The sequence below is a fragment of the Facivitalis istanbulensis genome (assembly GCF_040560405.1).
In the GTDB taxonomy this organism is placed as follows: Bacteria; Pseudomonadota; Alphaproteobacteria; order Sphingomonadales; family Sphingomonadaceae; genus Sphingomonas; species Sphingomonas istanbulensis.
In genome coordinates, this window is the sequence record NZ_JAVSCQ010000001.1 from 216,914 (window position 1) to 235,799 (window position 18,886).

The 18,886-nt window shown below is 64.6% G+C and carries 31 protein-coding genes and 1 tRNA gene; 19 read left to right on the forward strand and 13 right to left on the reverse strand.

Annotated elements, in window-relative coordinates; genetic code table 11:
• Positions 1-11: 11 nt before the first annotated feature.
• The 12 genes from RN629_RS01080 to RN629_RS01135 all read right to left on the reverse strand — a co-directional run bounded on the left by RN629_RS01080 (position 12) and on the right by RN629_RS01135 (position 9,129).
• A complete protein-coding gene (locus RN629_RS01080; RefSeq protein WP_058733845.1) occupies positions 12-248 on the reverse strand; it encodes a hypothetical protein in 237 nt (78 codons plus the stop codon).
• Positions 249-1,817, reverse strand: coding sequence for a hypothetical protein (locus tag RN629_RS01085; protein WP_407033415.1), 1,569 nt, complete (start codon positions 1,815-1,817; stop codon positions 249-251). It lies immediately after the preceding gene.
• A complete protein-coding gene (locus RN629_RS01090) occupies positions 1,817-2,419 on the reverse strand; it encodes a hypothetical protein (RefSeq protein WP_407033416.1) in 603 nt (200 codons plus the stop codon). The genes RN629_RS01085 and RN629_RS01090 overlap by 1 nt, the downstream gene beginning before the upstream one ends.
• Positions 2,409-3,203, reverse strand: a complete 795-nt coding sequence (locus RN629_RS01095; RefSeq protein WP_407033417.1) for a hypothetical protein — start codon at positions 3,201-3,203, stop codon at positions 2,409-2,411. The genes RN629_RS01090 and RN629_RS01095 overlap by 11 nt, the downstream gene beginning before the upstream one ends.
• Positions 3,204-3,532: 329 nt before the next feature.
• Complete coding sequence (locus RN629_RS01100) at positions 3,533-5,458, reverse strand: hypothetical protein (RefSeq protein ID WP_407033418.1); 1,926 nt, start codon at positions 5,456-5,458, stop codon at positions 3,533-3,535.
• Positions 5,458-5,736: a hypothetical protein gene (locus RN629_RS01105; RefSeq protein WP_407033419.1), complete on the reverse strand. Its 279-nt coding sequence runs from the start codon at positions 5,734-5,736 to the stop codon at positions 5,458-5,460. The genes RN629_RS01100 and RN629_RS01105 overlap by 1 nt, the downstream gene beginning before the upstream one ends.
• Positions 5,736-6,860, reverse strand: a complete 1,125-nt coding sequence (locus tag RN629_RS01110) for a DUF7146 domain-containing protein (protein WP_407033420.1) — start codon at positions 6,858-6,860, stop codon at positions 5,736-5,738. Before RN629_RS01110 ends, RN629_RS01105 begins: the two co-directional genes overlap by 1 nt.
• Positions 6,857-7,228 carry a hypothetical protein gene (locus RN629_RS01115; protein WP_407033421.1) on the reverse strand — a complete coding sequence of 124 codons (372 nt, stop codon included), beginning with the start codon at positions 7,226-7,228 and terminating at the stop codon, positions 6,857-6,859. The genes RN629_RS01110 and RN629_RS01115 overlap by 4 nt, the downstream gene beginning before the upstream one ends.
• 2 nt (positions 7,229-7,230) lie before the next feature.
• Positions 7,231-8,136 (reverse strand): hypothetical protein, encoded by a 906-nt coding sequence (locus RN629_RS01120; protein WP_407033422.1) that lies wholly within the window; start codon positions 8,134-8,136, stop codon positions 7,231-7,233.
• Positions 8,137-8,138: 2 nt separating this feature from the next.
• Positions 8,139-8,396 carry a hypothetical protein gene (locus tag RN629_RS01125; protein WP_336866886.1) on the reverse strand — a complete coding sequence of 86 codons (258 nt, stop codon included), beginning with the start codon at positions 8,394-8,396 and terminating at the stop codon, positions 8,139-8,141.
• Positions 8,393-8,560, reverse strand: coding sequence for a hypothetical protein (locus RN629_RS01130; RefSeq protein WP_407033423.1), 168 nt, complete (start codon positions 8,558-8,560; stop codon positions 8,393-8,395). The genes RN629_RS01125 and RN629_RS01130 overlap by 4 nt, the downstream gene beginning before the upstream one ends.
• Positions 8,561-8,883: 323 nt before the next feature.
• Positions 8,884-9,129 (reverse strand): helix-turn-helix domain-containing protein, encoded by a 246-nt coding sequence (locus tag RN629_RS01135; RefSeq protein ID WP_058734298.1) that lies wholly within the window; start codon positions 9,127-9,129, stop codon positions 8,884-8,886.
• A 51-nt stretch (positions 9,130-9,180) separates the two neighbouring features.
• Between RN629_RS01135 and RN629_RS01140 the strand changes: the two genes are divergently transcribed.
• From RN629_RS01140 to RN629_RS01220, 17 genes are all read left to right on the forward strand, one after another.
• Positions 9,181-9,594, forward strand: a complete 414-nt coding sequence (locus tag RN629_RS01140) for a helix-turn-helix domain-containing protein (protein WP_407033424.1) — start codon at positions 9,181-9,183, stop codon at positions 9,592-9,594.
• 318 nt (positions 9,595-9,912) lie between these two features.
• Positions 9,913-10,302, forward strand: coding sequence for a hypothetical protein (locus RN629_RS01145; protein WP_407033425.1), 390 nt, complete (start codon positions 9,913-9,915; stop codon positions 10,300-10,302).
• Entirely contained in the window at positions 10,299-10,448 is a 150-nt protein-coding gene (locus RN629_RS01150; protein WP_407033426.1) for a hypothetical protein, read from the forward strand. Before RN629_RS01145 ends, RN629_RS01150 begins: the two co-directional genes overlap by 4 nt.
• Positions 10,448-10,801, forward strand: coding sequence for a hypothetical protein (locus RN629_RS01155; protein WP_407033427.1), 354 nt, complete (start codon positions 10,448-10,450; stop codon positions 10,799-10,801). The genes RN629_RS01150 and RN629_RS01155 overlap by 1 nt, the downstream gene beginning before the upstream one ends.
• Complete coding sequence (locus RN629_RS01160; protein WP_407033428.1) at positions 10,798-11,160, forward strand: hypothetical protein; 363 nt, start codon at positions 10,798-10,800, stop codon at positions 11,158-11,160. Before RN629_RS01155 ends, RN629_RS01160 begins: the two co-directional genes overlap by 4 nt.
• Positions 11,157-11,366: a hypothetical protein gene (locus tag RN629_RS01165; RefSeq protein WP_407033429.1), complete on the forward strand. Its 210-nt coding sequence runs from the start codon at positions 11,157-11,159 to the stop codon at positions 11,364-11,366. The genes RN629_RS01160 and RN629_RS01165 overlap by 4 nt, the downstream gene beginning before the upstream one ends.
• A gap of 2 nt (positions 11,367-11,368) precedes the next feature.
• Positions 11,369-11,605: a hypothetical protein gene (locus RN629_RS01170; protein ID WP_407033430.1), complete on the forward strand. Its 237-nt coding sequence runs from the start codon at positions 11,369-11,371 to the stop codon at positions 11,603-11,605.
• Positions 11,605-12,030 carry a hypothetical protein gene (locus tag RN629_RS01175; protein ID WP_407033431.1) on the forward strand — a complete coding sequence of 142 codons (426 nt, stop codon included), beginning with the start codon at positions 11,605-11,607 and terminating at the stop codon, positions 12,028-12,030. Before RN629_RS01170 ends, RN629_RS01175 begins: the two co-directional genes overlap by 1 nt.
• Positions 12,030-12,440: a hypothetical protein gene (locus tag RN629_RS01180; RefSeq protein ID WP_407033432.1), complete on the forward strand. Its 411-nt coding sequence runs from the start codon at positions 12,030-12,032 to the stop codon at positions 12,438-12,440. Before RN629_RS01175 ends, RN629_RS01180 begins: the two co-directional genes overlap by 1 nt.
• Positions 12,433-12,882 carry a hypothetical protein gene (locus tag RN629_RS01185; RefSeq protein WP_407033433.1) on the forward strand — a complete coding sequence of 150 codons (450 nt, stop codon included), beginning with the start codon at positions 12,433-12,435 and terminating at the stop codon, positions 12,880-12,882. The genes RN629_RS01180 and RN629_RS01185 overlap by 8 nt, the downstream gene beginning before the upstream one ends.
• Positions 12,879-13,166, forward strand: coding sequence for a hypothetical protein (locus tag RN629_RS01190; protein WP_407033434.1), 288 nt, complete (start codon positions 12,879-12,881; stop codon positions 13,164-13,166). The genes RN629_RS01185 and RN629_RS01190 overlap by 4 nt, the downstream gene beginning before the upstream one ends.
• Positions 13,167-13,195: 29 nt before the next feature.
• Positions 13,196-13,402: a hypothetical protein gene (locus RN629_RS01195; RefSeq protein ID WP_407033435.1), complete on the forward strand. Its 207-nt coding sequence runs from the start codon at positions 13,196-13,198 to the stop codon at positions 13,400-13,402.
• A 1-nt stretch (position 13,403) separates the two neighbouring features.
• Positions 13,404-13,934, forward strand: a complete 531-nt coding sequence (locus RN629_RS01200) for a hypothetical protein (RefSeq protein ID WP_407033436.1) — start codon at positions 13,404-13,406, stop codon at positions 13,932-13,934.
• Positions 13,931-14,395: a hypothetical protein gene (locus tag RN629_RS01205; RefSeq protein WP_407033437.1), complete on the forward strand. Its 465-nt coding sequence runs from the start codon at positions 13,931-13,933 to the stop codon at positions 14,393-14,395. Before RN629_RS01200 ends, RN629_RS01205 begins: the two co-directional genes overlap by 4 nt.
• On the forward strand, positions 14,392-15,210 hold the full coding sequence (locus RN629_RS01210) for a hypothetical protein (RefSeq protein WP_407033438.1): 819 nt from the start codon (positions 14,392-14,394) through the stop codon (positions 15,208-15,210). The genes RN629_RS01205 and RN629_RS01210 overlap by 4 nt, the downstream gene beginning before the upstream one ends.
• On the forward strand, positions 15,207-15,695 hold the full coding sequence (locus tag RN629_RS01215) for a hypothetical protein (RefSeq protein ID WP_407033439.1): 489 nt from the start codon (positions 15,207-15,209) through the stop codon (positions 15,693-15,695). Before RN629_RS01210 ends, RN629_RS01215 begins: the two co-directional genes overlap by 4 nt.
• 49 nt (positions 15,696-15,744) lie before the next feature.
• A complete protein-coding gene (locus RN629_RS01220; protein ID WP_407033440.1) occupies positions 15,745-17,019 on the forward strand; it encodes a hypothetical protein in 1,275 nt (424 codons plus the stop codon).
• 49 nt (positions 17,020-17,068) lie between these two features.
• Here RN629_RS01220 and RN629_RS01225 read toward each other — a convergent pair whose 3' ends face one another.
• Positions 17,069-17,692: a hypothetical protein gene (locus RN629_RS01225; RefSeq protein ID WP_407033441.1), complete on the reverse strand. Its 624-nt coding sequence runs from the start codon at positions 17,690-17,692 to the stop codon at positions 17,069-17,071.
• Between the two features lie 49 nt (positions 17,693-17,741).
• Here RN629_RS01225 and RN629_RS01230 point away from each other — a divergent pair, with 49 nt between their 5' ends.
• Positions 17,742-18,212, forward strand: coding sequence for a hypothetical protein (locus RN629_RS01230; RefSeq protein WP_407033442.1), 471 nt, complete (start codon positions 17,742-17,744; stop codon positions 18,210-18,212).
• A 119-nt stretch (positions 18,213-18,331) separates the two neighbouring features.
• Positions 18,332-18,405 (forward strand) — tRNA-Gly (locus RN629_RS01235).
• Positions 18,406-18,886 lie beyond the last annotated feature (481 nt).

Genomic DNA, 18,886 nt, shown 5'->3' on the forward strand with positions numbered 1-18,886 from the left:
GATTTCCTTCCTTACCCGAGGGTTAGCTTGCCACCGGTCAACGGGGCCTCGGCGCCCCCCGTGCCGGTGATGATGTCGGCCGCCGCGCCCTGGCGGCGCCGCAATTCGTCGTCCGACGCGATGGCGGCCGCTGCGTCGTCGCGTGTGACAGGACGCAAGGGGGTTGGCGGCTTGCCGGGCGTCGATACGATCCCCAGCGCCTTCAGCGGCGCGGAAATCAGTTTGCCGATGGGGTTCAGCAGGGCCATTCACCCAACTCCTTCATGCTCGTTGAAATCGCTTTTGACGGTGACCCCGCGGACCTTCCGATCACGGCCGCGCAGGTCGCTGATCACATGCTCACCCTCCAGGGCGGCGTATTGCTCGGCATCGCAAACATGGGTGTAGATCGTGTCGGCGATCTCCGGGCTGGACCGGATTTCGCCTGTGCTCATTTCCGCCTTGGCATAGCGGTATCCGCCCGAGTGCCCCTTGATCAGGTGGCGACACCCGGGGTCGACCGCATAGCCGCCGATCTGCCCATGCGCGTCCCAGATGGCCTGGTTGCGCAGACCCGCGCTGTTCGTCTTCGCCTTGTGGACCTTCAGCCCCAGCGCCTTCTGGAACGCCAGCAGCCAGTCATGTTCATTGTCCTTGCGATCCTTGGCCGCAAAGGCCGCCGGATCGGCAACCACTCGGATCATGTCATCGGCGATCCCAGGGAACGCCTCGGTCAGCATCCGCTTCAGCTTTTTGCCAAAGGCGGTCGGCCCGACCTTCATCAGCTGGACCTTGCCCTTATCGTCGCGCGTGGTGTTGACACATTCCGCCAGCGTGCGGATCGCGCCATCCCAGTTGCGCTGCAGGCACACGGCCGCCGCGAACAGGCCCTGGTCGACACCGACAATCAACTTGCGACGCGGGTCCCACTCCACCGGCCGGACATGCGTGGTGTAGATGAAACCCGCATTGACCGGCTGCCCATGCTGGATCGGCACCGGCTTGTTGTCGACCATCCGATCGACATAGCCAGGCGTGTTGCGGTTCGCCGCGACCTGCAGGACGTAATACCCCCGCCCGCCCGGCAGGTTGTGCAGGTTCTCGGCATCGGGCTCGCGACCGCCCGGCTGGACGAACTTCTCGATCAGCTTGCGATCACCCAGCGTCGACCGCAGGATTTCCGCTTCTTCGTCCGTCAACCCCAGGACATCGGAACTCTCGTCCATCAGCAGGTGATAGATATGGTTGTCGATGTCCGGCATGTTGAGCGACAGGATGATCTGGGGATCGACGACCAGCGACGGGTCCAGGTCGCTGAACCGCCCGACGCGGCCGGTCAGGAACGGCACCAGGCTGGGCGGCTGCAGGTCGGCTTCGTCGATGATGACGGCGTTGACCTCCCAGCCACGACACGCCTCTTCCACCGACAGGTCGCCGATCGCGCGGAACTCGAATTCGCACTCCAGGATTTCGAGGACCCGGCCGTCCTTGCGGTTGCCTTCGCGCTTCAGGATCTTGGTGAACTTGTGGGTGTAGGGGGCTTTCCAGCTGAACGTGCCCTCTTCTTCCGGCACGATACGGAACCAGGACTTCAGCGTCGTCGACTGCAGGCTCGGATAGCTTTCGCGGATGACGCCGATCCGCGCCTTGCGCACGATGACACCGTCCGGGCGCACGGTGCCCAGCTGACGCGCCGCCAGGCGTAGCCCCTTCTGCAGCGCGGCCATGGTTTTGCCCGAGCCCACCGGCCCGATGATGCCGACGATGAACGCCGGGTCGCGCACGAACGCATCCGCGATCGGCCCGGGGGATTTCATCCGGCGGACGGCCATGCCCATCAGCCGCAATCCTCTTGGTCGACGGGTAGGAATTCCGCGTCGACGATGTCCTCGACCTCTTCCGAGGTGTGGGTGACGCCCTCGATGATCAGGTCCGCGACCCCGCTGAAGCTCATATCGACCTTCAGCGGCTTCTTGCCCTCGATGTACGGGAGCATGATGTCGGCACAGCGGATGCGCAGCGACTGCGCCGCCTCATAGGTCATGTGCTCGATGACGACATTCTCGGTGCCGTCCTTCCGGAAGCTGTGGACCTTGCGCCGCTTCGACGCCTCCATCAGGACTTCGGGCGCGGTCGACTGGATCTGCATCAGCGTAATCGCCGGATGTTGACCGAAGCCCAGGATGTACCGCTCGAAATCATCGGTCCGGCGGTTGCGCGATCCCTGTGGTCGCCCACGCTTGCGGGTCCGTGCCAGCTTGGTGACGGCAGCATGATCCGCAGCCCCGCCAAGGGCCTCGCGAGCATCCCAGATATCTTCCGCCGTCACCGGCGCCAACAGGTCCAACTGCTCGGCTTCCTCGCGAGCGGCCGCCAACTGGTCCTGTGCGCTCTCGACGATCGCGCGGCCGATCGCGGCGTCCCCCGTCTCAGTTGACACGGGCAACCTCCCCCCATAGCGTCGTCGTTCGGCTTCGCCCCCAGCCAAGGACCTTTCGATCCTCCCCGACCCTTCCCGCCCATTCGGACTTTGCGGCGTCAGCGCCCCGGGTCAGCGCGGCTAGGATCAGGATCGAAACCCCCGACCCCGTTTTGACGCTGGAGGAAAGGCGGCCGTCCTCGGTCACCGCACGCGCCTGGGCATCCCGGCGAATTTGAAACTGGCTCGAAATCCAGAAAATCGGCTGCGCCAGGGGCCGGATGGAGGTGGCGCGCGGCTTGGGGGGGGTGCCCCCCTGGCGGCCGTCGACACCCCCCCGGGGGGTCAGCGGCGCGGCCCAGGCGGCCCCGCCCGACGCCGCCCACAGCCTCGCAGGCTGACGACAGGGCATCGCAAAGCACTGACCAAGAACGGTTTTTCTGGCGCGTTCCGACACGGCCATTCCAACACGGCCCGCCCCGCCCTCAAAAAACGGCGGAAATCCGACATTCTTGCCCGCCGCCTGGTCGCCGCACCGATCGGCGTCGACCGCGCCCACGCTACCGGCCGCCAGCCGCGCGCGGCCCCGAAAGTTTCGCGCCGCACTCCCTCTATCGAGGCCCGGATACGCGCCACCCGCCCCAGCGAAGGCGGTGAGGCAATATCCACCCCATTGTTTATTGCTCGCAGAACCGGAAAACCGAGACGGTTCAATGGCTTGCGCGGCAGCACGAGAACCGTCGGAGAAACCGAGAACCGGTACAGAACCGTTAAACCATTGGATTACATAGGTTTTATAGGTCAAGTTCTGAGTTCTACGGTTCTGGTGGTCCTCCACACGCGCATGTGCGCACATGCCCGCGCACGCGTCACGCGTGAGGGTTCGGAACAGAACCATAGAACCGTTAGATTTCAGGTGCTTAGCGGTTCTACCCCCCGGCCCGTTTAGAACCGTAGAACCGGGCAGGCCCCACCCCGCCCCAATTCGTCCCTGATAGCGACGGGCCGGGGTCGGGGCGACAAAAAAAGAAGAGGCGAAGTAAAAAACAGGCAGCGCACAGTCTTCGTGACGACGCGCAAAGATGATGATGAGCGCGGCCGCACCACTGCGCTGCGCTCCGTTGGCCGCGCGCGTCATTGGCCGATCGCCTCGATCGACGGGCACGCGACCCATCCCGCGACGCTGGAGGAGTCGATGGCGTGCTCGATCGGCACCAGCACGGCGGTCAGCGACCGGCCTGCAAACTTGGCCTTCACCCCACGGATCGCCGCCGGAGAGCGGGCCAGGGTCTGCGACCAGCCGCCGTTCTTCCACTTGGTGGTCGCAAACAGCTCTCCCAGAGACCGATGGTCCTGGGCCACCGCCAGATAGCAGGGCTGGCCGGGAATGTGCTCCACGGCCCCGAAACGCGGCCTCCCGCTGGCATCGTCCGCCAGGCGCTTGGCATTGACCACCTTCAGCCCCAGCTCACCCAGGCGGGTGCGGGCGATCTGGATCTTCTGCGCGTCCAGCCCGGCCTCGATCGCCGTGCGCTCAACCGAGACAGCCCGCGTCAACCAGGTCGACAGCGTTTCGCGCTCGTCACCACCCCGCGCCTGCACCGTCGACGTGGTGAGGTGGTTGAGACAGCGATCATGGTCAGCCGCCGCATCCGATATCTCGGCGATGCTAGTCGGGATGAACTGCGCCACCCAGTCGTCGACGACGTTCAGCTGGATATGATCGTACAGCGCCAGGTCGGCCGCCGCCAGCAGCGTGCCGAACGTGTCGGCCGATCGCCGCGTGTGGCCCGACTGCATCAACCCGTCATGATAGGCCAGATAGGTATCATGCCACCGGCTCCAGCCGTCGATCATCCGCCGCGCCAGCACCGCGCCCATATGAGGCAGGTTCGCGCCATCGAGGTCGAGCTTCTTCGCCCCCTCGCGAACCGGGTCCATCTCCAGGATGGCGAAGCGGCTGCGGTCCTGCGGCTCCATGTGCGGGACCAGGATGGCGGAGAACTGGAAGCACGAGCGCAAGGTGAACTCGGCCGCCTTATGGTCGCTGCCACCCTTGTGCATGTCGTCGCCCGAGCTGGCGATGCGCGCCAGCTCCAGGATCACCGCCAGCTTCTGCTCGTTGAACGCGTTGGGCTCGAACTCGTCGAACATGACCGGGATGGTCTGGTCGCGCAGCTTCTGCCGCACGGCCGCCTCGGTCGCGCCACCCGTGCGCAGCACGCCGCGCCCCAACAGGCGGTCGCACAGCCCGTCCTTGCCGTTCCACGACGACTTGCCGGTGCCCGCACCGCCCGTGACGAACAGGTGCGAGCGCCAGTCCATGGCGCCCGCGATCGTCGTCTGCGCCAGCCAGCCCAGCGCCAGAATCGCGTCGACATGCCCGCGCCGCCAGTTCCAGGTGTTGATCAGCGCCAGCAGCTGCTCGACGACACCGACGCCGCCCGGCTCGTGATGTGGGCGCGGCGTCGGCCCACCCGACGGATAGACGTAATTCGCGATCAGACCGGTGTCGTGCCACTCCACCCCGCCCATGCCGGGCTTGGCGACCATCACCTTGTCGCCAAAGTGGATGGTCAGCGCCCGCCCATCGCCACGATGCGCCCCACGGCCGCGCACCCGGCCCTGCGGATCGAAGATCCCCGACGCGCCACAGGCGGAAATCAACGCTTCGCTGGCATCGTCCTGCTTGAAACCGACGATCTCGCTTTCCTTGACGACGTTACCCGCCCGGTCCTTCTTCGGCTCCGACCAGCGTGGCCAGTATTTCGCCAGCAAATGGGTCCGGGGCGCGAACAACGCATGCAGGTTGTTCTTGCCATGGTCGCGCGGGCCCAGCGGGACGAGCTGCCCCAGCATGTTGAGATACCAGCACGTCTGGCCATCGGTGCCGATCCCCAGCGTCTTGACCGGGCAGTCATGCGGCACGCGCGGTGCGTCGAAATCATCATCGTCGTCACGGCCGCCAAACGGACGCTGGTCGCCCTCCTGCGCCAGGATCGGTGCGTCGACGGGCGCGTTCAGCGCCTCGGCAATGGATACGACCTTCGCCTTGGTCATCAGTGCTTGACCGCTGCAGGAAATTGCAGGCCGATATTATCAAGCACGCTGCGCTTTTCGCCCTGCGGACAAATTGCCATCCGTGCTTCGAGGCCATCAATGCTTGTCGTTGCTCCCGCAAGATTGACGCCTGCGGGAAGGCCCAAGAATTGGAATTGACGACCACAATCAGCGCAACGAATTTTGACGTCGGCATTGAACGATGACACCCGGCCATCGCAATCGGTCAGACGCGCCACGTCGACCGCCGCATAGAAGTTTTCGTGCTCACAGGCCATCACGCGGCTTCCTCCAGCGTGGCCATCAGCCAGTCGTTCATGTCCTTCAGCCCGGGCGGGGGCAGGACGAACTGGACGCGGTGGCCGCGCGCTTGTTGTTTGGACACGGCGCGTTCCAGCGCCTCGATCTTGCGCTGGGCCTTCGCCAGCTCGACGGCGTCGGCGCCGATCGGCGCGGCGTCGTCATCCTTCATGTGGACGATCGTCTCGATCAGCTTGGGAAATTCGATCGAGCCCAGATTGCCCAGCGAATAGGTCGCGATCACCCGCGCGTCGGGCTTCATGACCGCGCCCGACAGCGCGTTTTCGATCCCCTCGGCGGTGTAGATCGCCTCCGGCCGCCGCATCTGGCCCATGGACTGACCCGACACGCCCTTGCGCAGCGGCACAAACGCCCCGCGCGACTGCCCCAGGACCTTCTTCGACTGGCCGCGCGGCACCCCCAGATCGGCCGCCTCCGCCTTCACCCAGCGGCGGGTCCTGGGGCACCGCCCCAGGAAGGTGCGGTGCGTCGCGACATGCTCGCCGCTCGGCAGGATCATCTGCGCCAGCATCGCGGGCAGCTTGACGCCCGCGTCGCGGTTCCAGACTTCCGAATGGTAACGGAGCGCCCCAGGCCAGCGCCCCAGCGCCGCCAGGGTGATGCCCCGCCCCTCCAGATAATGCGCGGCCGGGCTGCCCTCGATCGGCTGGGCGTTCAGCCACAGCGCCCGCGCGCCGCGCTTCTTCGCCTCGGCCTCCCGCGCCGCGTCCGCTTCGGCCCGCGCATCCGCCTTCGCCGCCTGTGCCCGCACCACCTGCAGGCGCGCGGGGTCCAAATCGTCCAGCCCCAGGAAGCTCTTGACCCAGGCCACCGCCTGGCCGCGATCCCCTCCGAACTTGGTCTTTTCGACCAGCCCGATCATGTCGCCCTGGTCGTTCGATGACCAGTCGCGCCACATCCCCCGGTTGGAACCCGCCAGGTTGAGCACCAGCGACCCGCCGCGCTCGCCACCGATCGAACCGGCCTTCAGGTAATTCCCGTCCTTGATCGCGCCGGGCAGGCAATCGCGCCCGATCGCCTCGGCACGGCCGCGCGCCTGCATCTCGATCTCGCGAACGCTGATGGCGGCGGGATAGGTCACGGGATGGCCCGCGCCACCAGCGTGACCTGCGATCCCGCGATCGATCCGCTGAACAGGGCCCCCAACAGGCCCGACAGGTTGGTCCGCCAGCAATGCACCGTCACCGACGTCGTGGAGCGGCTCATCCAGTTGCAGATAATCGGATTGGTCGCGTCGGCCGCGCGCGGCAAATGCACGATCGCGGGCACGACGGGCGGCGGATCGGCCGGATCGAAGGCCCAGGTCGCGTTGCCGCTGGTGTCCAGCGTGACGTCGGTCTGCTTGATCCACGTCGTCGTCACACACGGCAGGCCGTCGCGATAGCATTGCCCCACCGCCGGAGCCGAAGCCCCGACGCACAGCATCGCGATCAGCGAGCGCCACCGCATCGTCAGTTCACCGAATAGCTGGTCGTGACCAGCGCCGCGCCTTGCGCATTGGCGCCGTTGATCACCCGCCCGCGATACCCGGCCGCCGTCACCGGCACCTTCAACGTGGCGGACGATCCCGCCACCAGCGCCACCGATCCGACCTGGCGCCACGTCGTGCCGCCATCGACCGTGACGTCGACATACAGCGTGCCGCCCGCCACATCGCTAAACGCGCTGGCCGTGAAGAACGCGAAGCGCGATCCCACACCGCCCGCCGTGCCCCCGTTGCTGCGCAGCGTGCCGGTCAGCGTGCCGGACGCCGCCAGCGCGGCCGTGCTTTCCGTCCAGAACTGGCTCGCGCCGATGAACGCGCCGCTGGTGTCGCCCCGCGCCGCGATGACATTGCTGCCGTTCCAGACATAGCCCAGCGAACCGGAAGGAAAAGCCGACCCGGAACCGACGCCCGGCGGATAGGAGAGGAAGACCTGCGTACCGGTGTCGACCGGCGCCTGCGCCGCGCCGCCCGCCACCACCCGCAACTGGCGACGGCTGTCGGTAATCAGGTCGACCCGAACGCCGTCAGCCGAAAAGCCCAGATTGGTGGTGACCACCCCGCCGATCTTGACCGGCGCGCCGCTGTCCGCGCTTCCGGCCGCGACATTGCCGACCACCGGGAAGGGCGCACTGTCGGTCGCCGGGACCACCGACTGGCTGGTCGCACTCGACGACGCACCGCCACCCATGGCGGTCACCGGCATCGGATTGGTCGGCGCGGCCGGTGCACAGTTCGACGCGTTCGCGTCGCAAATCATCAGCACCGATCCGCCCGCGCGCACACCGCTGGCCCGTGTCGGGAAGGTCGACTGCGCCGCGATCGGCGCCGCCACCATCATGGCGACCCCGGCCGCCAGCATAGCCCGCATCATCCTCATGCCCCCTGCACCTCCCAATCTTCCGGTTTCACCGCGCCCTTGGTCACGCGCGCGATCACGATCGCCTCGTCACTGGCGGGCACCACCGCGCCCTCCAGCAGCCGCTCCAGCATGAACGTCGACATCCGCGTGCGCCGGACGAACCCGCGCAATCGCGACCGCGTCATCGCCGTCGAGCTGGCCCGCTTGCCGTCGCCGGTGACCAGCCACCGCGCCAGCGCCTGGCCGCCCCGCGAAAGGGTCGGGGCGGTCATCGCGCAGCGCCAATGAAAATCAGGAACCACAACACCTTAGTGACGACGTGCAGGGCCGCTTGAACGTGGTTGTCGATATACTCGCGGCGCCGCGCACCGTAGATCAGTACACAAGCGACCAATTCCGCGAGACCGAAGCGCCAATTGATGGCGGCCGTGATCATGATCGCATGCAGAAAAGCTCGCGCTGCGATACATGGGGGAGCATCACAAACACCGGCGGGGGCGCCGCCCAGCCCCCCGCCGGTGACGCTCGACGCCGCTGAACAGGCAGCAGCGGAGAAATGGGCGGACGCGACAGGGGAGCACGTCCGCCCCGGCACGGGGTCTTGGGTGGGGAGAACGATACCCGTGCCGATCTGATGCAAATTAACCTGTTGACGTGTTGGAGATTTCCCGCCGATATTCGGAACAGAACGGGAACGCCGTCCGGCCTCCCGCGCACTCGGGAGAACGTCCAATGTCGTCGAATGTGGTGCCGTTTCCGTCATGCGGCGCGACCAGAAAGCGCCGCAAGGGTGGCACTCAGCGCCCGCCGCCAGCGCGGCACGTCATAAAAATCGTTGGGCTGAACCTCCCCCTCGGTCAGCATGAAAATCCGCTGCTTCGTACCAGCGTCGGGATCGCGCTTTCCCTTTTCGTAGCGCCAGACAGCGCTAACGGTGCAGCCCAGCTCATCTGCAAGGCGCTCAAGGGTCCACCCCTTCTTCTCTCGCCAGTCAGACAGCTTCATGCCGCGCCAATCCAATCTGTTAGGTCGTTGCCAAAATGGCTATACGAAACATTGGCATTGTGGCAATACGCCAATATGGCAAACGGCCAAATTGTCTATATTCGGCGGGTGGCAAACGATGACAGCGCCCCGAACCGGATTCAGGAACTGCTTGATGCCCAAGGCATGTCGCAGGCCGATCTGGCGCGCGTCGCGAATGTGTCGGTGTCCGCGTTGAACAAGGTCATCAAGGGCACGCGCGGGCTCGACCAGGACTGGATGCGTCGCCTCGCCCCACATTTGGGCGTCACACCGGCCGAACTGCTACCTGTCGAAGACAACCCGCTCTCGCTTTCAGTAGAAGAAAAAGCCTTACTGGCGCGGTATCGCGCCGCCGATAGAAGCACTCGAGCACAACTGTCCCGCGTCAGCGAAGCACTGACCAGCGAAGCGCCGCAGTCGCCGTCGAAGTTTCGAGCAGCATGATTTATTGGTCCTTCGGTGTTGCCCACACCGTTATGTGGACCAGCGTTATCATCTACCCCGCTCTACTGCATGAACTCATGAAACGCTGGGGCATAGCCGATCGGACGCGAACCGTGGTCACCACAATCGCGGTCATCGGCTTACTCGTTCTGCTATGGCCCACCATGGACTTCATCAGCGACATAGGCTGTCGGCATTTCGAGCATGTGCCATGCGATGAGGTGGAATACGAATTGCCATAATGGCAATTTTCGGGATTGACAGCATTTCCATTTTGGCAATAACTGCGCTCCGTTCACAACCGAACGGAGCCCGGCCATGCCGAACGTCGCAGTCCTGCCAACGCCGCTGACCCATGCGGCATTGGCCGCCAACAACCCCCGCAACGCCCATACCTGCGGTATCTTCGATATCGCTGGCCGCATGGGCTATGCCGATCGCAGCGTCCCCTGGATCTGTCGCCAGATTGACGGCCTGATCGCGCAGGCGAACTTCCCCAAGCCCTTCCCGCTGATGAAGGGCGGCCGCCTGACCGCCAAGGTCGGCCGCCGCAGCAAATGGGCCATCCCCGCCGTCGACGCCTGGTTCGACGAACAACTCCCCCCCGGCGCTCAGGCCTCCGTCCGCGATGCCGAACGCGTCGCCGTCGACAGCCGCCTGAACGCCAATCTGGGCCATCTATTTCCTGCCGTGGGAGGCCGGGCATGAACATCGACCGCAGCGCGGCCGCGCAAGCGATGGCAAAGGCCATCGCCTACAAGCAGTGCGGCAAGGACGAGCTGGCCAACGAATGGGCCCGCCGCCTGGTCGAGATCCTCGAATGCGCGGACATCCTCGTCCGGGAGGTGGCGTGATGGCCGACCAACCGATCAATGCGACTGTCCTGTCCACGACCGAAGGCGATCCTGTCGCATACCGCCCGCCCTACCTCGTCAGCATCCCCGGTGGCACTTATCGTATCCATCACGCGGTATCGGTCATGATCGGCACCGCGATGGACGACACGGCGGTCACGATCGCGCTGCTGCTCCCCGCATGCGAATGCGGCTGCGGCAAACCGGCGATGGGCATGGAATTCCTGCCCACGACCGACGACGCCCGCCAGTTCGCCTCGCAGCTGCTTGAGGCGGCGGATCAGGTCGACACGCTGGCTAAGCAATCGGCGGACCAGCTGCTGGCCCGGATCGCGAAGGGCGGCCGGTCATGAAGGCGCGTCCGGTCAAATTCGTGACGGGCGCGACCGAAGTGCGCAATGACCAACCTTTGGAAGTCGGTCCGCAGCGTATCAGCGTCCGCGATGAAACCTATTGGTGCTTCCCCGCCCATGGCTGTGCGATAGCCACCGTGACCAAGCCCGGCACGGCCGATTATCGCGACGGCGCGATCTCGCTCGTGACGTACGCGGATGCACCACCGGGAATGGCGGATGGGATGGCGCTGTTGCGCACGTTCTCGGCCGACGATGCCGAAGAGTTTGCCAATCAGCTGCTCAAGATGGTTGCCGAAATTCGCGATCAGGCAGCGGAGCAAGCCGACGCCGCCCTGCGCAAGGCGGCCGGACGATGATCCCGCTCGTCCTGCGCATCCTGTTCCCGGTCGAAATGCACCGGTTCCAGCGCATGTCGCTGTCGATGTGGCTGCACACCGATGGCCAGCGCCTGGCCCGCCGGATCGAGCCCCTGTTCTCGCACCTCATGACCGTCACGGCGGGCGGCCTGGTGTTGATGATGATCGCCCGGATCGCCATCGCCTGGGCGCAGGGGCGCCTCTGACCATGACCCCCGGCGCGCTCAACCAGGCCCGCCGTCGTGACCGCCGGATCACCGCGCTGGAGCGGCGATCCAGCCTGACCCCGGCGGAACGCCGGGAACTCCAGCATCTCACCGAAGCCCGCGACCATATGTGGCGCCGCCTGATGTCCCGCATCGACCGCCACACGGCCGCCCTCCGCCGCCTGGAAACCTATGCCGACGAAATCGGCCTGCGCGGCGCAAACCGTAGGAGTAAGTGATGAAGACGCAGTTCGAATGGCAGATAGTGCCTCACCCTATCGAAGCTTTGAAGCTCGACCAAATTGCTGGTCAGCCCTTCTTTGTCGGCGATGGTATAGCCTGGTTTTCCGCCTACTACGTCAAAGGCGCCTGGTGCCATGGTGCACCTGACAGGATCAACGTCGGTGAACCGCTGGACCCACAACCGACGCACTTCCTGACGCCGGTCAACGAAGATCCTCAACCTGGGGCAGCGGAAGGCCGAGCGGGCTGGAATTGCGGCAACCTCGCCCTGGCCGCTCGCTACCTGATGCTGCTGGTCGAACGGAACCCCAGCATGACGGCCGACCAGCTGGAACGGTTCAGCGACACGATTAATCAAGCAGGGCCCCGTTGGTGCCAGGAACGGCTCGATCTCTTCACCAATGACGAGGTGCCCTTCTAATGGTCGCCTCGCTCCACACATCGCTCGACGCGCCCGTCGGGCAAGCCGCTTCGATCGCGGCCGCACAGGTCCTGACCGGGGAGGCGCTGCGCGCCATCGTCGCGGAACGGATGAAGCAGGTCGATCGCCACGGCCGGACGATCGAGCGCGACCTGCAGTTCAACCAAGTGATGGACATGCCGGCTGCCGCCGGCAACTATCTGAACGCCTTCATCGTGCAGATGTGCACCCCGCCCGCACAAGCCACCCGCGAATTGGCAAAGCCGGACCCCGATAGCTGGCCCTGGGACGATCAGTTCTGGAAGCCCGAAAATCCGCGCGCCAACTTGGTCAAGGCCGCCGCCCTGATCTGGGCCGCGATCGACTGGCTGGACCACGCCCCCGCGACGACGGAGGCGGACCGTGGTTGATTTCATACTCCAAAGCACGAAGCTTCGCGCCGCCTTCCGTATGGCCGCCAGCGCGATCGAGCGCGACGTCCTCCTCGACCATTTGACCAATGACGAAGTCGACCGGCTGATCGCGGCGATCCTGAAAGCCGATTGGAAACTTTACCTGCCGACCGACATTGCGGAACGCCTGCTGGCGACCGGCCATGTGGAATGGGGGCAGACGCCTGCCCTCGACCCGGAAGCCCATGGCGCGCACGTCACCGCCAGCTGCCGCCTGACCGAAGAGTATTTCGGTCAACAGGGGGATCAGCATATGCATGGCCTTTACCCCGTCGGCACCAACACTGTGCTCTGCCACACCGGCACCAGCCCTAACTTGCCGCTGAATGCCCGCGCACTGGCCGGGGCATGGAACTGGCTGGTCGATCTGGCGAAGGCCGATGAAGAGGCACGGTCATGATCGTCGTCCGCGTCGAACTGTGGTCGGCCGTCACCGGCAACGTCACCGAAATCGCCCGGATGACGATCGACAATATCGGGGGCACCGTACAGTCGGGCGACTACCGCGTCCGCACGATGCGCGGCCGATCGGCGGAGGCCCTGCACAAGGCGATGCTGGCGAACACGCTGTCCCGCGAAGCCCAGGTGCTGTCCCACCCGCGCCTGCGCGATCACGTCTGGAGCCTGGTCGCCAAGGCACTGATCGCCATGCGCTATGGCAGCTATGGGAGCCGGACGCGATGACCCACCCATCGCCCGGCACCCTGTAGGCCATGCGCGCCTTCCTCGGCGGCTATCTCGATGAAGGCGGCCTCACCAGCATCGCCCTGGAAAAGGCGGTCGAGGTCCTGAAGCCCGTCACCCCGCCCGGCATCACCGTCGACGGTATGATCGTCTCACGCCTGCTGCGCCGCCTGAAGTTCCAGCGCAGCTACCTGCCCCAGGACCGGGGCACCATCATCTATCGAAAGGTCGATTAGGATGGCTGACCAAATGCCCGACAGCGCGAAGTCCGTGACGCAGACGGATAGCGAGTTTCTGCACGATGTGGCGGCTCGGGTGTGGCGCTTTGCCACGCCCAACATGGGCTTCGACCAAGGCGACACCGATCGGCTGTATCGCATCGCCCGCGACCTTTCCCGCGCCGCCCCGCCCGCGATGGATCGGGAGGCGGTGGGACTGGTGGAGCAGGTCAAGCGCGCTCTGAAAGAGCTGGATGAGGAAGGCGACCAGTACACCGACGCCGGGATGGAGGATGTGTACTATCGCTGGCCTACCATTCGTCACGCCCTATCCACCCTCTCCGCAGACGCGATCCGCCAGGGGGAGGGGCTTCCACAGAGCTTCGTAACGCTGGTCATCGCTGCACGCGAGGCCTTCGACACCGGCTTGTTGCCGCAGGATGAGCAGGGCGCGCTCGACAAGGCGTTAGAGCCGTTCGCATCGTCGGTGCCCTACGCGAATGAACCCGCCACCCCCGCCTCTCACGCCAGCGATGGGGGGAAGGCATGAACCTGCGCATCCTGAAAAAGCTGTCGAAGCGCGCGGCACCTCTGTTGCCGCTGCTGGGCGATAAGCGCGAGCAATTCCTATCGCAGGCCGGTGACAACTATCACGGCCTGATTGTTCGAGCCCGGAAGCATTGGGAGCGTTGCCCAAGTGTGCACGCTGACATCATCCGGGAAGACGGGCTTGTCGCGGCTCCACGATGCCGGGCGGGCACCCAATATCCCTACATCAAGGTCTATCGGCCTTCGCACCCATGGCCGCGCACTGTCATGGTCGGTGAGGTCAGCGGTTATTACCAGCCGGAATGGGACGAGCAATCGGCCTATGCCGCGCTGGCGACCTACGTCCATTATCATTTCTGCGATTGGGACGAGGATGGCGAGACGCCGACCCGACGTATCCGCACGCCCCGCGACGTGTTCCGGGCAGCCCATGACATTATCGCAGAGCGAGGTGCAGCATGACCACCCAGACGCCGGATGCTGTGCGCGAGGCTGACCCGCGCGTGGAGATAGTCGCTAAGGCGCTGGGGCTACACCGCTATCCCGGTGGCACCGGGCCCATCAACCCGCCGACGCGGTGGCCGCTCGACCCAACTGACAAGCTGGACGGTCGCGACGGCAAGGTCCCGCTGACCTGGGACTTTGCCGAGAAGTGCCGGGCCGATGCCCGCGTAATGCTCGCCGCCCTCGACAGCCGCGCGGGCGATGCGGCGGAGGGGCTGGCCGATGCGCAGTTAAAAGACGCTGTATCGGAATTGCTCAGCCATCGAGGGGAGCGCCCTTATCGTATTCTGCGAGGCGGTCAGGCTTTGTGGGAAACGTGGGTGCCCTCATTCCGGGCCGCTATCCGCTATCTTCCTGCCACCCCCGCGCCCGCTGTTGATGCGAAAGCCCGTGCCGATATGGCTGCCGCTTTGCGCAATACGCCCGCCGAGGCGTTGCGAGAGGCTGGATATCTTGAGCGCGCTGCCCAGATGATCGAAGCGCCCGCTGTCGATGCGGTCCCGGCGGGGGAGGTGGAGTTGCAGCCGATGTCGCTCGCACCGAAAGATGGATCGTACATCCTTGCCAGATATAACAATGATTACGCGCTGGATCGCGACCGGCATTACAACGGACGCTGGTTCGTGATCCGCCATCCAGGAGCATCGCCGGGCGAGTATGATCTCGGGTGGAACCTGTTCCCCGGTTATGGCGGAGTTCCCGATTTTGCGTTTGATGGCTGGCTGCCGCTGCCGACTATCTCCGCGCTCTCGCACGGGGAGGGGCGGAAGTGACCTTCGCCCACGACTTCGCCTTCTATCGCGACGATCGGCCGCTCGGCGCGCTGCAGCCGGACAGCTTCTGGTCGGCGATGAAGGCGGAGGCGGCGCAGCTGCACGCCGCGCGCCTCACCACCTTCCCCGATCGCGTCGCAAAAGGCCGCATGTCGCGCATCGACGCCGATCGCGAGCTGCGCATCGCCCGCGCCATTGCGGAAGACTGGGGCGCGCTTGAACGGTCCCCTGGCTTCCCGATCGCCACCTGGTCGGAAATAATCCACGGCCTGCGTCGCGAAATCACCTTGCGCCGCCAGCACTGGCCCCAGCTGGTCGAGGCCAGGCGCATCCCGGCCGATGACGCGGAACGCCGCCTGCTGACGCTGGAGATTGCCCACGACGTGCTGTGGCACTCCACCAACCTGCCCGAAGCCCGCGTCGCGCGCGACGCGCTGGCCGATCACCGCGAAGCCGAGCGCCAGCGACACCGCCAGGCCGCTTGACGCCGCCCCGCCCGGCGCGCACCCTCTCACCGCCACAGGAGCCCCCGCCATGGCGAAGATCTCGATCCCCTGTTTCCGCATCAAGAACACCGCTGGCGGCATCCGCTATTATTGGGAGCCCTCCGCCACCCTGAAAAAGGCGGGCTGGAAACCGCTCAAGCTGGGCCAGGACGAGGACGCGGCGATCAAGGCCGCCCGCGCACGCAACGCGGAAATAGCGGCTTGGCGCGACGGCACCGCCTGCCCGCGCGACGTGAAGCGGATCGAGAAGCGCCACACCGTCGACGCGGTCATTGCCGAGTTTCGCACCAGCCGCTTCCCCAAGCTGAGCGAAAAGACCCAGGTCGAGTATGCCTCGAAACTGGGCGTCATTTCCCGCTGGGCGGGCAAGGAGCGCATGGACGCCATCTCGCTGGACAACATCAAGGCGTTCCGCGACGCGCTCTACGCGCCCCGCAAAGGCGTCGTGCGCGCCACCTCGGCCTACAACACGCTGAAAGTGTTACGTGCCCTCTGGTCCTGGGCGCTCAATAACGAGCATATCACCAGCAACCCGGCCGCCAAGGATCTGGACCTGTCCGCCCCCGCGCCACGGCAGCAATTTGCCAGCGCGCTGGCCCGCCAGGCACTGGTCGACGCCGCGATCGCGCTCGACCGCCCCAACATGGCCGCCGCCATGATCATGGCCTGGACCATCGGGCAACGCGAAGAGGATCTGCTGAAGCTGCTGCAGAGCCGCTATGACGAGATCCAGCCCTATGAGGCGGACGATCCCGCCGTCTATGCGCGCATGGCCGCCCGAGAAAAGGACGGCCGTGTGATGGGTATCCGCCTGCGCCAGGGCAAGACGAACCTGTGGGTCGGCGTCCCCGTCACGATGGACGCCCGCGAAAAGATGGAGGTCGCCATCGCGGCCGCCAAGGCCAAGGGTCTGACCACGATCCTGTTCGACGAAGGCCGCGACCAGACCTGGACGGCCGCCGATCGCAAGGAGCGGACAACGCGCCAGATGTATTTCCAGCGGTCGTTCAGCGCGATCCGCGCCAAGGCCGTCGACGTGACGTCGAAGGCAGGTGACACCCAGCTGGCCCGCGAAATCGAGGATCTCCAGTTCCGCGACTTCCGCCGGACATGCGTCGTCATCATGGGACAGCGCGGCCTGCCCGATCACCTGATATCGGCGATCACCGGTCACCAGCTCGAAACGGTGAAGAAGATCTTGGAGACCTATTTGCCCCGCACCACGGGCATGGCGATGCTGGCGGTCGACCTCACCCACGAACGCGCACCGAAGCAGGTAGGTCGAGAAAACAAAATTGCCTAAACGGCGCTACTGAAACATTTCGACCAATACACTGCAGCAAGTATGGCCGTTATTCTCGCCGGTCTTTCTTGTCAGAAGCGGGCGAGTTGGAAATGTGCAAGCCTCCGTCACGGCCGCCAATCGCCGTGCTATTTCTGATTACAACTGTACCGCCGGTTCCTTGGATTTTAAGACCTAGGGAAGAACCACGAAAATGCGACCCGGTGATTTCCGCGTCACCTAAGACTAGATCGGCGCCTACACCTCTACCGTTTTCATTCTCTTTGCCTGACACTGCGCCCGCTCCTATGGCAATCGACGTAGAATCCGCTTTTGCTCCATGACCAATCGCCAGCCCGCCACGATTGAGGATCAAGTTTCCATTGATGTCAGCCACGTCGACAACTGTGTTCCCGCTGCCAGCGGCAAGACCTGGGTGCACCGAACCTACAAAGGTATTATCTTTTGGTGACGACATAAGCGACTCCTCATTTTCGCTTGACCGCGTTAGCTTCCACCATTGTCGATCGTTTATGGTAATTCCCCAGACGAACAGAAAGACGCCCAGCCCTATGCTTGCACATCCCGCATAAAACGGAAGCCCCGTAGCCGTCGCGCCCATTGCAGCACCGATGCCGGCGAAAACCGCGCTAAATCCGTTGTACCAAACACCGTTTGCAAGACCGATTCGCATCGAATTTCATTATCATCAACGCAATAGGCCGGAAAGGAATAAACCTTAAATGTTTCTCAGGTCCGATAGCAATATGTTTTACCATATCTCATCGATCGACCGATACTGGATTGATGGCAATCAAGTAATCGCACAGCTGAAAGAAGGGGGCAGGGTTCAGTTTCCAGCCTCTTATCAGGCCCGCCTTCAACGTGCGCACTTCACATCGACACCCGCTATGCCTGGAACGTTCTATATCGGCATCGTTGATGAAGGGGGCGCGCCAACAAGCATATGGATTAAGCCCGTTATTGCATGGCTGGTTGGCAATGGCGGACCACCCGTATCTGTCACCACCGATGGTGAGGAAGACGATGTGACCAACGAGTATGCAATTCTGCATCCCACCGGACGTGTCAGTCGCTGGGAGCAACCGGATACCAACGGATTAAGCCGCTTCCTCGAGCAGCTGAATTTGGATGACGCAGCAATCGACGATGCAATAACCGACGCTCGCGCGGCAGGAGCGATGCTGCGTTGACACTTGCAGCGGGGCGGCCCTTTGGCTAAGAGCCGCCCCGGACATGTTGGAATTCCAACGGAACAACCGTTGGAACATCGGCAACCATGATCGAGAAAACCTAGGTTTTCCAAGACGTTGCGGGTATAGCACAATGGTAGTGCAGCAGCCTTCCAAGCTGAATACACGGGTTCGATTCCCGTTACCCGCTCCATACGCGCCCCTCCCAAATGTTCTGCCGCGGTCCGGACGCCCTGTGGGCTGACCGACAGCACGGACTATGCTCATCCTGACAACGCTCGCCGCTGGCAGGCTGTAGCAGCGCAGATATCGGGTCGAGGCTGCCCGACCCGGCCCATGACGAGATGGGCTTGAGCGACGCCCACAACCGGCGTGACGCAGGCCGCCGCTGTGAGGACAGGATGCATTCGCGTGTCCACGCCATCACATAAGACAGAGTCTATTGCGCCCAGATCGGTCAGGGATCACCCGCCGGCGCGCCGCGAATACCGGGTCGCCAACCGCCAACCGCCAAGCCGACCTGCTTTCGCCGCCACGCCGATTTGCTTGAACGAGACGCCCGGGATCTTGCGGCTCTTCACTCCCTCGCCCTCGCCTGCCGCATCATGCAGCAGGCGACCACCCGCGCCGCAGGTTCACGGCTCATCGGAAATACACACCGGAAGGGCTCCGGG

Coding starts and splice junctions, on each gene's coding strand:
- RN629_RS01175 (WP_407033431.1), top strand. CDS start 11,605: ATGAAGACGCAGTTCGAATGGCAGATAGTGCCTCACCCTATCGAAGCT.
- RN629_RS01105 (WP_407033419.1), bottom strand. CDS start 5,736: ATGGCCTGTGAGCACGAAAACTTCTATGCGGCGGTCGACGTGGCGCGT.
- RN629_RS01205 (WP_407033437.1), top strand. CDS start 13,931: ATGAACCTGCGCATCCTGAAAAAGCTGTCGAAGCGCGCGGCACCTCTG.
- RN629_RS01120 (WP_407033422.1), bottom strand. CDS start 8,136: ATGATGCGGGCTATGCTGGCGGCCGGGGTCGCCATGATGGTGGCGGCG.
- RN629_RS01100 (WP_407033418.1), bottom strand. CDS start 5,458: ATGACCAAGGCGAAGGTCGTATCCATTGCCGAGGCGCTGAACGCGCCC.
- RN629_RS01150 (WP_407033426.1), top strand. CDS start 10,299: ATGAACATCGACCGCAGCGCGGCCGCGCAAGCGATGGCAAAGGCCATC.
- RN629_RS01190 (WP_407033434.1), top strand. CDS start 12,879: ATGATCGTCGTCCGCGTCGAACTGTGGTCGGCCGTCACCGGCAACGTC.
- RN629_RS01085 (WP_407033415.1), bottom strand. CDS start 1,817: ATGGGCATGGCCGTCCGCCGGATGAAATCCCCCGGGCCGATCGCGGAT.
- RN629_RS01135 (WP_058734298.1), bottom strand. CDS start 9,129: ATGAAGCTGTCTGACTGGCGAGAGAAGAAGGGGTGGACCCTTGAGCGC.
- RN629_RS01210 (WP_407033438.1), top strand. CDS start 14,392: ATGACCACCCAGACGCCGGATGCTGTGCGCGAGGCTGACCCGCGCGTG.
- RN629_RS01125 (WP_336866886.1), bottom strand. CDS start 8,396: ATGACCGCCCCGACCCTTTCGCGGGGCGGCCAGGCGCTGGCGCGGTGG.
- RN629_RS01165 (WP_407033429.1), top strand. CDS start 11,157: ATGATCCCGCTCGTCCTGCGCATCCTGTTCCCGGTCGAAATGCACCGG.
- RN629_RS01130 (WP_407033423.1), bottom strand. CDS start 8,560: ATGATCACGGCCGCCATCAATTGGCGCTTCGGTCTCGCGGAATTGGTC.
- RN629_RS01170 (WP_407033430.1), top strand. CDS start 11,369: ATGACCCCCGGCGCGCTCAACCAGGCCCGCCGTCGTGACCGCCGGATC.
- RN629_RS01225 (WP_407033441.1), bottom strand. CDS start 17,692: ATGCGAATCGGTCTTGCAAACGGTGTTTGGTACAACGGATTTAGCGCG.
- RN629_RS01230 (WP_407033442.1), top strand. CDS start 17,742: ATGTTTCTCAGGTCCGATAGCAATATGTTTTACCATATCTCATCGATC.
- RN629_RS01155 (WP_407033427.1), top strand. CDS start 10,448: ATGGCCGACCAACCGATCAATGCGACTGTCCTGTCCACGACCGAAGGC.
- RN629_RS01160 (WP_407033428.1), top strand. CDS start 10,798: ATGAAGGCGCGTCCGGTCAAATTCGTGACGGGCGCGACCGAAGTGCGC.
- RN629_RS01115 (WP_407033421.1), bottom strand. CDS start 7,228: ATGCGGTGGCGCTCGCTGATCGCGATGCTGTGCGTCGGGGCTTCGGCT.
- RN629_RS01200 (WP_407033436.1), top strand. CDS start 13,404: ATGGCTGACCAAATGCCCGACAGCGCGAAGTCCGTGACGCAGACGGAT.
- RN629_RS01080 (WP_058733845.1), bottom strand. CDS start 248: ATGGCCCTGCTGAACCCCATCGGCAAACTGATTTCCGCGCCGCTGAAG.
- RN629_RS01220 (WP_407033440.1), top strand. CDS start 15,745: ATGGCGAAGATCTCGATCCCCTGTTTCCGCATCAAGAACACCGCTGGC.
- RN629_RS01180 (WP_407033432.1), top strand. CDS start 12,030: ATGGTCGCCTCGCTCCACACATCGCTCGACGCGCCCGTCGGGCAAGCC.
- RN629_RS01145 (WP_407033425.1), top strand. CDS start 9,913: ATGCCGAACGTCGCAGTCCTGCCAACGCCGCTGACCCATGCGGCATTG.
- RN629_RS01195 (WP_407033435.1), top strand. CDS start 13,196: ATGCGCGCCTTCCTCGGCGGCTATCTCGATGAAGGCGGCCTCACCAGC.